The organism is Paraburkholderia sp. BR10872, assembly GCF_040965835.1.
GTDB classification, from domain to species: Bacteria; Pseudomonadota; Gammaproteobacteria; order Burkholderiales; family Burkholderiaceae; genus Paraburkholderia; species Paraburkholderia nodosa_A.
The window spans coordinates 81,778-94,337 of the sequence record NZ_JBFRCN010000006.1 but is presented as its reverse complement, the minus strand read 5'-3'; the positions used below and the strand labels follow the sequence as shown (position 1 = coordinate 94,337).

General features: G+C 61.1%; 14 protein-coding genes and 3 tRNA genes. 8 read left to right on the top strand and 9 right to left on the bottom strand.

Going from position 1 to position 12,560, the window contains the following annotated elements; genetic code table 11:
* Positions 1-52: 52 nt before the first annotated feature.
* Positions 53-1,237, bottom strand: coding sequence for an elongation factor P maturation arginine rhamnosyltransferase EarP (earP, locus tag AB4Y43_RS07165; protein ID WP_368727347.1), 1,185 nt, complete (start codon positions 1,235-1,237; stop codon positions 53-55).
* A gap of 200 nt (positions 1,238-1,437) precedes the next feature.
* Between earP and uvrC the strand changes: the two genes are divergently transcribed.
* The 7 genes from uvrC to AB4Y43_RS07130 all read left to right on the top strand — a co-directional run bounded on the left by uvrC (position 1,438) and on the right by AB4Y43_RS07130 (position 7,603).
* Positions 1,438-3,660 carry an excinuclease ABC subunit UvrC gene (uvrC, locus tag AB4Y43_RS07160; protein WP_368727346.1) on the top strand — a complete coding sequence of 741 codons (2,223 nt, stop codon included), beginning with the start codon at positions 1,438-1,440 and terminating at the stop codon, positions 3,658-3,660.
* A 122-nt stretch (positions 3,661-3,782) separates the two neighbouring features.
* Positions 3,783-4,373, top strand: coding sequence for a CDP-diacylglycerol--glycerol-3-phosphate 3-phosphatidyltransferase (gene pgsA, locus AB4Y43_RS07155; protein WP_042261239.1), 591 nt, complete (start codon positions 3,783-3,785; stop codon positions 4,371-4,373).
* A gap of 187 nt (positions 4,374-4,560) precedes the next feature.
* A tRNA-Gly gene (locus AB4Y43_RS07150) sits at positions 4,561-4,636 on the top strand.
* Positions 4,637-4,715: 79 nt separating this feature from the next.
* Positions 4,716-4,791 (top strand) — tRNA-Gly (locus AB4Y43_RS07145).
* Between the two features lie 127 nt (positions 4,792-4,918).
* Positions 4,919-4,992 (top strand) — tRNA-Cys (locus tag AB4Y43_RS07140).
* Positions 4,993-5,168: 176 nt separating this feature from the next.
* Positions 5,169-6,359 (top strand): site-specific integrase, encoded by a 1,191-nt coding sequence (locus AB4Y43_RS07135; RefSeq protein WP_368727345.1) that lies wholly within the window; start codon positions 5,169-5,171, stop codon positions 6,357-6,359.
* Positions 6,360-6,409: 50 nt separating this feature from the next.
* Positions 6,410-7,603 carry a tetratricopeptide repeat protein gene (locus tag AB4Y43_RS07130; protein WP_368727344.1) on the top strand — a complete coding sequence of 398 codons (1,194 nt, stop codon included), beginning with the start codon at positions 6,410-6,412 and terminating at the stop codon, positions 7,601-7,603.
* A gap of 389 nt (positions 7,604-7,992) precedes the next feature.
* Here AB4Y43_RS07130 and AB4Y43_RS07125 read toward each other — a convergent pair whose 3' ends face one another.
* Both AB4Y43_RS07125 and AB4Y43_RS07120 read right to left on the bottom strand, forming a co-directional pair.
* Positions 7,993-8,310, bottom strand: a complete 318-nt coding sequence (locus tag AB4Y43_RS07125; protein WP_368727343.1) for a helix-turn-helix domain-containing protein — start codon at positions 8,308-8,310, stop codon at positions 7,993-7,995.
* Positions 8,307-8,666, bottom strand: coding sequence for a hypothetical protein (locus AB4Y43_RS07120; RefSeq protein ID WP_368727342.1), 360 nt, complete (start codon positions 8,664-8,666; stop codon positions 8,307-8,309). The genes AB4Y43_RS07125 and AB4Y43_RS07120 overlap by 4 nt, the downstream gene beginning before the upstream one ends.
* On the opposite strand from AB4Y43_RS07120, the gene AB4Y43_RS07115 reads away from it, so the two are divergent.
* Positions 8,665-9,069, top strand: coding sequence for a hypothetical protein (locus AB4Y43_RS07115; RefSeq protein ID WP_368727341.1), 405 nt, complete (start codon positions 8,665-8,667; stop codon positions 9,067-9,069). The genes AB4Y43_RS07120 and AB4Y43_RS07115 overlap by 2 nt on opposite strands.
* A gap of 32 nt (positions 9,070-9,101) precedes the next feature.
* Here the strand turns inward: AB4Y43_RS07115 and AB4Y43_RS07110 are convergent, their stop codons facing one another.
* From AB4Y43_RS07110 to AB4Y43_RS07085, 6 genes are read right to left on the bottom strand one after another with little or no spacing between them, the layout of a single operon-like run.
* Positions 9,102-9,611 (bottom strand): hypothetical protein, encoded by a 510-nt coding sequence (locus AB4Y43_RS07110; RefSeq protein WP_368727340.1) that lies wholly within the window; start codon positions 9,609-9,611, stop codon positions 9,102-9,104.
* Between the two features lie 2 nt (positions 9,612-9,613).
* Positions 9,614-10,069: a hypothetical protein gene (locus AB4Y43_RS07105; protein ID WP_368727339.1), complete on the bottom strand. Its 456-nt coding sequence runs from the start codon at positions 10,067-10,069 to the stop codon at positions 9,614-9,616.
* Entirely contained in the window at positions 10,066-11,355 is a 1,290-nt protein-coding gene (locus tag AB4Y43_RS07100) for a transcriptional regulator (RefSeq protein WP_368727338.1), read from the bottom strand. The genes AB4Y43_RS07105 and AB4Y43_RS07100 overlap by 4 nt, the downstream gene beginning before the upstream one ends.
* Entirely contained in the window at positions 11,352-11,600 is a 249-nt protein-coding gene (locus tag AB4Y43_RS07095) for a hypothetical protein (protein WP_368727337.1), read from the bottom strand. Before AB4Y43_RS07095 ends, AB4Y43_RS07100 begins: the two co-directional genes overlap by 4 nt.
* Positions 11,600-12,046: a hypothetical protein gene (locus AB4Y43_RS07090; protein WP_368727336.1), complete on the bottom strand. Its 447-nt coding sequence runs from the start codon at positions 12,044-12,046 to the stop codon at positions 11,600-11,602. Before AB4Y43_RS07090 ends, AB4Y43_RS07095 begins: the two co-directional genes overlap by 1 nt.
* Positions 12,043-12,393 (bottom strand): beta-hexosaminidase, encoded by a 351-nt coding sequence (locus AB4Y43_RS07085; protein ID WP_368727335.1) that lies wholly within the window; start codon positions 12,391-12,393, stop codon positions 12,043-12,045. Before AB4Y43_RS07085 ends, AB4Y43_RS07090 begins: the two co-directional genes overlap by 4 nt.
* Positions 12,394-12,560 lie beyond the last annotated feature (167 nt).

Here is a 12,560-nt window from a genome sequence, read left to right as displayed (position 1 = left end):
ATGGGGGCCGCGGAACTCGAAGCGCTTGAGACGGCTGCCGTCGGATAACCGCTTATTTTAACTGACTTTTTGCGAACTCGGCGAGATTTCCGGCGAGATCGCCAACCTGCCCGAGTTCGGCCGCCCAGGCGTTGGCGCGCGCCGCGTAGGCGGGCAGATGCTGCGCAAAATCGGTCCAGTCCGGCGTGCCGCGGCCATTCCACGCATGCCAGAAGCGTTCGAGCGCGGCGCGCGGTGCCTTCGGCAGCGTGCGGCCGTAGTGCGCGAGCGCGGCGTCGAGCTTGGGCAGATGGGCATCGTCGCCTTGCGGGTAGATGTGCCACACGAACGGTCGCGCGGCCCATTGGGCGCGCACGAACGAGTCCTCGCCGCGCACGAAGTTGAGGTCGCTCGCCCAGAGCAGGGGGTCGTAACCGCGCTGCTCGGTGAACGCCAGCGCGTGCGCGCGCAGCGCGCCGCGCGTGGCCTGCGAACCTGCACCGAACGCCGGCTCTCCGAAAAAGCGCGCGAGCGCGCCAGAGATGCGACCCTCCGGCACGAGCAGGATCACCGGCTTCGCGCCGTCGCGCCATTGCTCGAGCAGCGCGTCGACGGCGGGATTCTCATAGGCGAAGAGCGAGATCACGGTGGCTTCCGGCCCGGGCGGTGGGCCGCCCGTGGCGCGCTGCCACCATGCGGCGCGCTCGTCCGGTGAGCGCTCGAAGTCCGCGCGCGCGGCATCGAGCGTGCGCTCCTTGAGCACGCCCCCCGTGCCGGGTCCGAGGCCGGGAAAGAAGAAGTGCTTGGCGAGCGCGTAACGCGGGTGCGGCGACGGCCGCAGATGAAAGTCGGCGACCCAGTCCTCGCCGCTCAGATATTCGAGGTTGAGCCAGACGGGCTTGCGCGCACGCTCGGCCATCGCCGCGACGTAGACGCCCGGCAGCTCGCACGCGAACGCCTCGATCACGACATCGGCGATCTGCAGCGTGTCGCCCGCATGCTCCGGCGCGTGCCAGTGCTCGACGAGCACGCCTTCGACCGATTGCGTGGCGCGGCTCGGGTCGAGCGCGGGGCAGAGCTTGCGAAACGCGTGCAAGTCGTCGACGAAGAGGCGCACCTGCCAGCCGTGCTCGTGCGCGAGCTGGCGTGCGAGCCGCCAGCACACGCCGATGTCGCCGAAATTGTCGATGACGGCGCAAAAGAGGTCGCAGGCAATGGCGCTAGCGCTGACGGCGGTGGGTGTGGGGGCTTCTGTCATGGGTAGCGGGTGACGCGGAGAATCGGGACCGCCATGCAGCAAGCGGGTGCAGAACGCCCGGCCGGCAAGTTCGGCGCAGGTTCCGTGCGGCATGGAATGATCTAAACTTGCGATTCTAGGACACAGCCATGAATGCGTCGCGACGGCGGCGCTGGGCCAGGTCTCATCTCTCTCGACGCACCGCCCGTCCCCGAAACTGGATGACCGACACCGACGTTTTCGACCCGAAAAAGGCGCTCGCGCAGTTGCCGCATCTGCCGGGCGTGTATCGCTACTACGACGCGCAAGGCGCGGTCCTCTACGTCGGCAAGGCGCGCGACCTGAAAAAGCGCGTGTCGAGCTACTTCACCAAGACGCAGCTTTCGCCGCGCATCGCGATGATGATCACGCGTATCGCGCGCATCGAAACCACGGTCACGCGTTCCGAGGCCGAGGCGCTGCTGCTCGAGAACAACCTCATCAAGGCGCTCACACCGCGCTACAACATCCTTTTTCGCGACGACAAGTCGTATCCGTTTCTCAAGATCACCGGGCACAAGTTCCCGCGCATGGCGTACTACCGCGGCGCGGTGGATCGCAACAACCAGTACTTCGGGCCGTTTCCGAGTGCGTCGGCGGTGCGCGAGAGCATCCAGATCCTGCAGCGCGTATTCCAGTTGCGCACCTGCGAGGACTCGGTGTTCAACAACCGCACGCGGCCCTGCCTGCTGCATCAGATCGGTCGCTGCACGGCGCCTTGCGTGGGCGCCATCAGCGAAGAGGATTACGCGCGCGACGTGAACAACGCATCGCGTTTTTTGCTGGGCCGTCAGAACGAGGTGATGAAGGAACTCGAGACGAAGATGCACGCGTTCGCCTCGGAGCTTAAGTTCGAGCAGGCGGCCTCCGTGCGCAACCAGATGAGTTCGCTTTCGACGGTGCTGCATCAACAGGCCATCGAAACGGGCAGCGAGAGCGACGTCGACATTCTTGCCGTGGTGGCGCTGGGCGGGCGCGTTTGCGTGAATCTCGCGATGGTGCGCGGCGGCCGGCATCTGGGCGACAAGGCTTATTTCCCCGCGCACGTGGAGCGTGCGCTGACCGACGAGGAGGGCGGCGTCGCCGAGGAAATCGACAGCGAGACCGTGGTCGCGGCAAGCGCGCTGAAGTCGCTGCCCACGCTCGCGCGCAAGACGGTGGAGGACTACGTCGAGGAAGCGCAGGCGGAAGACGCACAGGACGATGCGGCGCTCGAAGCGGATCCGCTCGCCATCGCGGCCGATCTCGCCGACGATGACGACGCGGCAAGCGATGCCGAAACCGCCACGCCCGCGCTCGAGCCGCAGGCGGATGCGCGCAGAAAGCGCGAGATCGGCATCGAATCCGAAGTGCTCGACGCCTTCATCGCGCAGCATTACTTCGGCAACCGTGTGCCGCCCGTGCTGGTGGTGAGCCATCCGCCCGCGAACCGCGAACTCGTGGACGTGCTGAGCGAGCAGGCCGGGCACAAGGTCACGGTGCTGCGTCAGCCGCAAGGTCAGAAGCGCGCATGGCTTGCCATGGCCGAACAGAATGCGCGGCTCGCGCTCGCGCGTCTGCTCTCCGAGCAGGGCTCGCAGCAGGCCCGCACGCGCACGCTCGCGCAACTGCTCGGGCTCGAGCTGGACGATCTCGCGCACCTGCGCATCGAGTGCTTCGACATCAGCCACACGATGGGCGAGGCGACCCAGGCCTCATGCGTGGTGTATCACCATCACAAGATGCAGTCGGCCGAATACCGGCGCTACAACATCACCGGCATCACGCCCGGCGACGACTACGCCGCCATGCGCCAGGTGCTCACGCGGCGCTACGAAAAGATGGTCGCGCAAGCGGCGCGCGCCGAAGCCGACGAGGCGCCTGGGCTGTCCGTGCCTGCGCCCGATCCGGCCGACCCGGATGCCGCGTCGCAAGCCATGGAGGCCAGCGAGTCAGTCGAAGCCCCGCCGCCCGGCGGCACGCTGCCCAATATCGTGCTCATCGACGGCGGCAAGGGGCAGGTCGAGATTGCGCGCCAAGTGTTCACCGAACTGGGTCTCGATCCGGCGATGCTGGTGGGCGTGGCGAAGGGCGAGGGCCGCAAGGTCGGCCTCGAAACGCTCGTGTTCGCCGACGGCCGTGCGCCGCTCGAACTCGGCAAGGAGAGCGCCGCACTCATGCTCGTCGCGCAGATCCGCGACGAAGCGCACCGCTTCGCCATCACGGGCATGCGCGCGAAGCGCGGCAAAACGCGCCAGACTTCGCGTCTCGAAGAGCTGGAGGGCGTGGGGGCGAAGCGTCGCCAGCGCCTGCTCGCGCGCTTTGGCGGCCTGCGCGGCGTGATGGCGGCGAGCGTGGAGGATCTGGCGAGCGTGGAGGGCATCTCGCGCTCGCTCGCCGAGCAGATCTACCAGCAGCTTCACTGATGCGGCGGCGTCGCTGGCCGGGTCCGGCCTGGCCATTCCTTACGGTTGCTTGTGGCACGTGCGGCGACGCGGCACAATTGCATCTCCCATCATTGCATCTCCCCGACAGATAGCGCCAGCCGATGCCGTTCAATATTCCGATTCTCCTGACCTGGCTGCGGATCCTGGCGATTCCGCTCGTGGTTGGCGTGTTCTATCTGCCGCAGACGATGCTTTCCCCGATGCAGCAGAACGTGCTGGCGATGCTGCTCTTCGTGCTGGCGGCGCTCACCGACTGGTTCGACGGTTTTCTCGCGCGCAAGTGGAATCAGACCTCGTCGTTCGGCGCATTCCTCGATCCCGTCGCGGACAAGCTCATGGTGACCGCGGCTCTGCTCGTGCTCGTGCATCTGCAGCGTCTCGACGCCGTGATCGCGCTCGTGATCGTCGGGCGCGAAATCGCGATCTCGGCGCTGCGCGAGTGGATGGCGCAGATCGGCGCGTCGAAGAGCGTGGCCGTGAATTCGCTCGGCAAGTTCAAGACCGCGTGCCAGATGGTCGCGATTCCCATGCTGCTGTTCTACGCGCCGCTCACGCTCGGTGGCGTAACGCTGTTCGACTCGCGCGTGTGGGGTGCGTGGCTCATCTACGTGGCAGCGTTCCTCACGATCTGGTCGATGCTTTACTACATGAAGCTCGCGTGGCCCCAGATCCGCGAACGGGGGAGCTTGTGACCCCTGTGCTGTGAATCCCTTATGTCTTTTCCAAAAAGATCATGCGAAGGGGTTGACACGATTCTGCGGGTTATACATAATCTCACTTCTCCGCTGCACGACGCAGTAGCAAGTAAAAAGATGCGGTGGAGATAGCAGAAGATAGGCCGATGTTAGTTGAAAATTCGGCGAAATCTGAAGCCAATATGCGGGAGTAGCTCAGTTGGTAGAGCGCAACCTTGCCAAGGTTGAGGTCGCGAGTTCGAGACTCGTCTCCCGCTCCAGAATTTTAGGTGCGGCGTTTTTGCAGTAACGAAAAACGAAGTGCCGAAGCAGTAAAAGTCGCAGTAAAGCAGGATATTTGCGGGAGTAGCTCAGTTGGTAGAGCGCAACCTTGCCAAGGTTGAGGTCGCGAGTTCGAGACTCGTCTCCCGCTCCAAATGCCAAGGGGAAGCAGCGCTTCCCTTTTTGTTTGGCAGGTTTTGGTCAGCGTATCAAGCCATCAAACAAATCTGTCCGGTCGTTGCGAGCGCAAGCAGTTTCCGCACCCCGGTCAGTCCGCTTCTGGCGCGATAGCAAAGCGGTTATGCAGCGGCCTGCAAAGCCGTGTAGGCCGGTTCGACTCCGGCTCGCGCCTCCAAGTAGTACAAAGAAAAGCCCTGATTTTTCAGGGCTTTTCTTTTTCCCTCACCGTTTCCATCGATGGAAATGCGTCCTGTAAAGTGGTAAAAAGCCCTCTGTAACCACTCTGAAAACACGCTCAACCACGCGTCGAACGGCTCATTGGCCGTCGAGGCGAGTTGCGAATACGGGGCTATGTCGACAAAAAGAAAGCGTCCGTCCGGGACGTGGGAATACATCATTCGGCGCAAGGGCGTCCTGCCAAAGCCACTTTCTCTGACCTTCCAGACCGAAGAAGAAGGCGATCAATACGTCGCCCGCCTTGAGCAACTTCTCGACGCGGGGATCTTGCCCGAAGATCTCGTTGCGCAAAAAGACCAGATCGTGACAGTGGAGGACGCGATACGTGCTTACATGCGCAAGGTGTCTTTGCCCGCGTCTGATCTCGATCTTCTCAACACGATGATCGGTAGATGGAAGGGCGAGCCTCTAACAAAGGTCAATTTCCAGTGGGCAGATGCTTGGGTGACGAGCATGAAGCGAGCGGACAATCTCGCGCCGTCGACGATACGACACAGGGTAGGTGCGTTGGCGAGGTGCTTCGACTGGGTCGTGAAGACTGGGACGCCTGCGCTAGCGGTCAATCCACTGCGGCTGCTCCCTAAGCGATATGCAGCCTATACGGAGGAAGACGGTGTCGCAGTGATCGCGCAGGATCTCGCGCCGAAGGAGGATGTGTACCGTGACCGTAGACCTAGCCAGTCTGAAGAGCGAGAGATCCGCCGAATCATAGACGGCGGAAAGCCGAATGGTCGCGAGCGGAGCTTTGAACTTCAATACCAGCCCGCCCTTGCTTTTCTTTTTGAGCTTGCGATTGAATCGGCTATGCGACTGCGAGAGATGTTCACGCTCGAGACGGGGCAATTTGACATCGCCAAACGGACGGCGTTTTTGGATCGCACGAAGAATGGCAGCAAGAGAGCAGTGCCTCTCACGAGCGTAGCGTTGGCCGCGTACGAGCGTTACGTTGATGCCGTGAGCGACCAGTCGGACGATATGCGGGGATTCAGTTTCGAAACCGGCTACCTCTTTCCGTGGGTGCCGGAAGCTTTGCAGAACTCCGCAGGCGGAGTCCAATTACCGCTGCGCAAAGTACTTAACAAGGTGACGTCACGGATGTCCGGCCAGTTTGGGCGCATCTTCGATGCAGCAGGTTGTCCCGATTTGACGTTTCACGATTTGCGTCATGAGGCGACGTCGCGACTCTACGAGCGCACGACGTTAAGTGACATCCAGATAGCCAAAATCACAGGTCATACAGACCCCAAGGTTTTGATGCGCTATGCGAATCTGCGGGGTAGCGATTTAGCGGATCGCCTCTGGTAATATCTGCCGTGTTTCGAGACGCAGTACGAATAAAAAGAAAGCGAGAGATCATGAATACGCCATCAAATCCGCCGCCGGCCGGCGGCACGCAGCCCAACACAACGGCAGGTACGCAAACCCCTGTTAGTGGTCAAAATAGCTCAGGCGCGGCAACAGCTTCGCCCGCTGCGGCCGCGAGTTCGCCGTCCACCCCGCCGGCTGCCTCAAGCGCAGTTCAGTCTGCGCCGCCTATGCGTAAGCCAGGGAAGTTGTCCAACGCATTCACCACGGTTTTGCCGCTCTGGATCATCGTAATTACTGTTTGCTTGATTGCTCTTCCGCATAGCATGACAGCGAATTGGTTTGGGCTGGAGAAGGCTCCGAACGCGAACCTTCCGGTGGCGGCGCCTGCAGTACCCGGCACCAGCGGCGCAGCGGCCACGCTCGATGCTAGGTCCGTCTCTGACATCGCTAAGTTCGCGATCGATTCGTCAAAGGATCGCGCTGATGCGATGAAGGAGACGTATGACAAGCTGTTCTCTCTGTTTGCTGCGCTTGGTGCACTGCTTGCCTTCCTCGGATTCAAGGGCTTGGATACTTTCATGGTAGCCAAGCAACGCTCTGAGGAGATCGTGCAGACGGCGAACGCCGCAGTTGAGCGGGCGAACGCAGCCTATGAGCGTGCCGAGCGAGCGACGAAGGATCACGAAGAATTCATCAGGGTCCGCTATGCCGCGGACAACAGTGCCGAAATCAACACCGCGCATGGCATCGTGATGCGGGAGATTGCCGAGTTGTACGCGGTGCTTTTCTTGCTACATGACCCCGCTGCGGATATCTCGAAGAATGCGAAGTATCGAGACTATCTTGACCTTGGGCGTCTTTACTTGGACAAGGTCACAGATAAGCCCGAAAACCTGAATGTGAAGGTGGTTTGTCGCGCATTCATCACGCGGGGCAATATCTTGCGCCGGCAGGGGGACTATCAGGGCGCACTCAAGATGGTCCAGATCGTACTTGACAGATACGACGAGAAGGATCTAGCAGCGCTGTTCAATGCCGGCTGTTATTGCTCCCTACTTGCCAAGGCCGAGGAAGATTTAGGGAACAAAAAGCGCTGCCGGGAGCATCGACAAGCCGCACTTGGCTATCTCAAGCGCGCTGTTGAACTTGACCCCAATTTGAAGGAAGACGCAGAGAATGACGAGGACTTCCAATGGCTGAGGACGAGCGACCCCACGCGTTTCAATGAACTAGTGAAATGATCCAAACAAAAAGCCCGCGAATCGCGGGCTTTTTGCTAAGAAACGGCGGAAAACGTGCAGAAACGTCGGCTTATGCCCGGGGACGGATATCTTGGCGGACAGCTTGATTCTTCATAGTTGGCTCCTTGCCTTGCGTGATTAAGAAAAATATGTCAAGAATTCAATAGCTTCGACAGTTTCATCGCACGTTCGTTTCGTGCAAACGGACGATTGTAGCGCGGCAATCGGCCCTCGTAAACCGAAAGCATTTTGATCGCCGCACGACCAATGTAGCAACGACAAATTAGCTTTGCAACCCTTGGTTGAACAAGGTTTCTAAAAAAGTCAAGCCTCCAGAACTTCCTCGACTTTATAGCATCTCGTGTGCCTAGGCTTTCTTGTGGCCTATGTCAAGCAGGTATCGCGTCCGGTAGGCTAGGGAGCGCACGCGCCCGGCGTCCAGGGCGCCGTTGGTCCAGTGTCGGAACCTGTCGCGCAATTGCGCGGGCTACCTTCGCGTCTGTTTCCGGTTCGGGAAAACCCTGGAGTCGCGCAGCCGTTTGCTCGTGGATCTGCTTGCGGAGATACGTGACCACGTCGTCCTCGAGGAACACCCACGCTCGCCCGATTTTTGCGCCCCTCAGCTCGCCACTACCGGCGAGCCTCAAGACCTTATTGCGATCCACTTTCAGGAAGTCCGCGCACTCGAGAAGATCGAATGTTCTCATGATGTGATTTCCTGTTGAAGTTCTGTGGCGGCCCTCTGAAAAGCGGCAAGAATCTCCGCGCCGCGAAACCTGTACTTCTGCCGATCCCGGGCAGTGCCGGCTATGCACCAGAATTCATCCATGCGGCCGCGCGAACTCCGCATGAGGAAGTACTCCAGCTCGCCCGCACGCTCGGCCTCTGCCAATGCGGCATCAATGGTTCTCTGAGCAGTGCGTAACGTATTCATGATGCGTCGCTTCGGCAGCGGTCCCGAAGTCTTGAGCAGTGCAATTGCATCGACGCGCAAAGTTGCTTTGGCTCGCACTCGCCGCGTGACACCATTTGTCGTCATCCTAGCGTAGCGGCTCTCACTCATGGTTGCCGCCTATGGGAACGTGGTTACCTCCGTCGATCAGCAGGTGGACGTTGGCAAACCAAGAATCTCGGGCTCGGCGGTGTTTGGTCCACAGCTCGGTGTCAAACGCCTTAAAGGTCTCGCTGACCACGCCGATATAAGGATGATGGAAAACGAATACAGCCCGTTTCCGAACGAGGAAACTAAGTGGGCCATGGCCCGCAACATCGAAGATACGGTCCGCGCAGTGCGGCGTGCGCAAGGAAAGAAGAACCCGGAAGATTTTCCTTGGGGCTCGCCCGAGGAGGAGGCCACGACGGCCGAATTTCTCCACGATGTCATGCGCGCGATTGATCGCATTAGCGAGGTGTATGGGCACAAGTCCGGTGACGATGAACCGCACGGCGTCGGCGCTGCGGGGTAGATGACTACGCACGTAGTCCCGAATCACACGCATCATTGATCTCCTACCAGCGCACAGTCGCCGCCGGCACGGTCGAGCCGCTCGATTTCGGCGATGATTAGTGCTCCGGCCTTCACGAGGTCGCGGCGTGGCGTGGTGGGCTTCCACCACGAGCGATCCCAATTGCCAGGCCATTCGGGCGGCGGAATATCGCGGCGCACCCAGCGATGCGAGAGCGCATAGCACGCGGCTGCTGACGCTAACTCTCCGAGAGCATGCTGGTCGTCATTGGCCGGCGTAAAGCCTTCCTCGCTTACCTGCCTTACGCGCTCGGCGCGCACGTCGCGCTCTGCGTCGCTCATCCTTTGCACAGGTTTGTCCACCGTTTCTGTGGATAACTGTCCATCTGCGCCAAAACATATTTCACTCGGCGCTGCAGCTGCGAGAGCAGCTCTCAGGTAAATAGGCCAGAATCGATCGTCGACGGGGGAGATCATGCGGTTGACGCGCGCAACGGCGGCGCATGCCTGCGCGTGAATTGTTCGAAGTTGCTGGGTATTCATGGTTATCCTCGTGCGATAGCAGGACGCATCGCGCGCTCCAGTTGCATCAAGCCAGTCTCGATCGACAGGCGCGCTTGTTCGGCCCACGTGCGTGCCTCCTGCGCCGCTTTGTGCCGGCTATAGCTGCCTACTTCATCGCGCATGAGGTTGAGCAACTCGACGTCGGCGCCAAGCACGATTGCTTCGACCAGCGAGCGGATCTCGGTGCCGAAGGCGTCGATGCGCGAGAGGTGGTCACGTCGGTTTTCCGACGTGACTTCGTTCATCTGGATTGGTTTGCGCCGCGCACGCGGCGCTTCCTTGTTCAGGATTGCGGGCGAGAGCCCGCTGCTGTTGACGTTGCCGTCCAAAGGCTGCGCCGGCACGGCGCCAGCGAGCGCAAGCCTCGGGCGCTCTTCGGTGCCTTTCCGCTGACGCGGCAGCGGGCGTGGGGTAGAAGTAGCCGCGCGCAGGGTCATTTCGCCTCCGCATTAGCAAGTTCCTCGGTCCAATCGGGATCGGGAGCGGCGTAAAGGCCGTCTAGCCACTTGCGAACACTGGGCGCTTCCTTCGTGTTCCCGAGGCGCGGGTCTTCAAGGAGGCGCGTGAAATACTGAACGGCCGCGCGGATCGCTTGCCCCCGCGTCGGATAAGTCGGATCACCATCGCGCAATGAGCACGGGGTGCTACCGCCTCCCGTGCCCATGTAATACGACGTCCCGAAAATCCACTTTCCAGGTGCGGTCTGTGCGATGTGGATTTCAGCCGGTGCGTTCACGGTGCGGCCCGTTTTCAGTTTCGGGGACGCAAGCCTCTCGAAGGTGTAGACCCCATGTTCGTTCGGCTCGTTGACGGGATACTTCTTCCTCGCCGTTGGTTTGGCGTCGAGAAGATCCGAGAGTGGACCGAGCGCGGTGTGTACGCCATCGATCGTGCCAGGCGAGAGCTTGCCGAACATCGGATCGTGCAACACGGATTGCAGAGCCTGCAAAAGTGACTTTGCCTGTGTCTCGCTGATCTTCTTCGCAGTGGGTGTGGCCGCTGCTGCCTCGATGTGCTTCTTCGTAGCCTTAGCTTTCCCGAGTGACTTCGCCGTATCGATGCCGCGCCTGAGTCGTTCAAGCGCCTTCTCGGGGCCGTGCGCGCGAATTTGCTCGATGGCGAGAGTCGACGTGACGGCCTGATCTCGCACGAGTTTGTGGACCTCTCGGGGCGCGTTGGCGAGCAGGAGACAGTCGCGGATAGTTTGATCCGTGATGTTCAGGCGCGAGCAGATCGTCTTGTTATCTTCGCCGAGCGTTTGTAGCTCCACGATCTGCTCCGCCAGTTGCAGCGGCGTGAGCTTCTCGCTGTCGTTATTGATGATGCCGGCATAGATCAGGTTCGCGCGTGTCACAGACTTTGCTTCGTCGATCACGAGCGGCAGTCGATCGATCTCGTAGCCTTCGCTGATCGCGAGCAGGGCGCCGTGGTAGCGATGCTGGCCCTCGTACACGAAGATGCGGTCCTCGCCGCCGACCTTTCGCACGAAGCAGCCGAGCGGCTTCTTGCGGTCGTATCCGTTTGCCTTGATCAAGTCTGCGATCTGGCGAACGCGATCCTTGTTGAGAGGGCGTACGTTGTCGCGCGGATCATAATGGATATGCTCGGGGGGTACGGTCCAAAGGTCCGACGAGCCACCTCTGGCAGCCTTGACTGCGGCCTTCGTGTTGCCAGTGACGATCATGGCGTCGAGAACGAGCGGGCTGGTGCGCTTGTCGTTCATGCTTCACCTCCGCGCTTGCTCCCGGAAAAGCTCACCGAACGGTTACGCAAAAACACGCGCGCGAAGCACAGCGCACAGAATGCCGCAACGAGGATCACCGCCGTCTTGCCGGCGGCGATGCCGGCTACGAGCCAGAGGATGGAGTCGAGCAGGCCGAACAGGCCGCCAAGGGTTCGATTGGGTTGCGGGCTGGTCAGCAGCCAAGCCGTCGCACAGGTCGCAAAGGCAATGAGAAGGGCGAGCATCACGCGGCCTCCCTTGCTTCAAGGTGTGCCGCGTAGCCTTCGGTGCATCGCGCGACCACTCGTAGTTGTGTTTTCGGGCGCCGCAGGATCGCACCGCGCGGGTGAACAAGATTGGTGGTTCGCTCGAGGTGGTAACCGATCTCGATCAACGTTTCGATCAGTCGGTCTCCGCTGCCGTAGAAAATGCCGGTATCGAGAAAGAGCGCATTCACAGCCCGACCAGTGGCCCGATCCTCGCGGCAGTCGAGGACGAGTCCGGAATTGCCCTCGATGTCGTAGTGCGCGCTGCGAGCACGCAGCCGGACGAGGTCCGGTTCGAGAGCTTCGATGAGTTTTCTGGCGCCCATGATGCGCTTGACACGCGATTGATAGCGTTCGTGCTCACGCTCGAGCACTTCTTTGAAGCTAATGGGCGGTTCCCAGCGATAGGTGGTGGCTCGCTTCATGCTGCTACCTCCTCACGCGCCGGCTTCGCGTGGCGCTTCTTCGCTTTTGCGACCGTCGATTCGGCCATCGACGCAGCCTGCTTGCGACGATGAGCGAGGACTGCCGACGCGCAATCGCCTTCCGACGGATAGGAGATCTGAGTGCTGACGACGGTTTTGCCGTCGAGGATCATGTAGAGGGTGTAAATGCTGTCGAGCAGCGGGCGGCGTGCGACTACGTAGTCACCGATCATGATCGGCGTTGTGGGGCGCGGTGCCATCGGGTCGTACTTGACGATCGTGCGCAGTCCGATTGTGTCGCGGCGCGTGTCAGGATCGGGTTGCATATAGGGTTTGATTCGCGGCATGAGGCGTTACTCCGAATCGCCAGCGGCACGGCGCTTGTTGTCGACGAGCTGGTCGCTCGGCGGTATCTCGCGCTGTTTTCGCAGTCCTGCGAGGACGGCGAGGCAAGTGCGTATGGCAGGGTTGGTAAGTGCGTCTGTGGCGGAGCCGGGGAAGCGGCGGAGGCGGT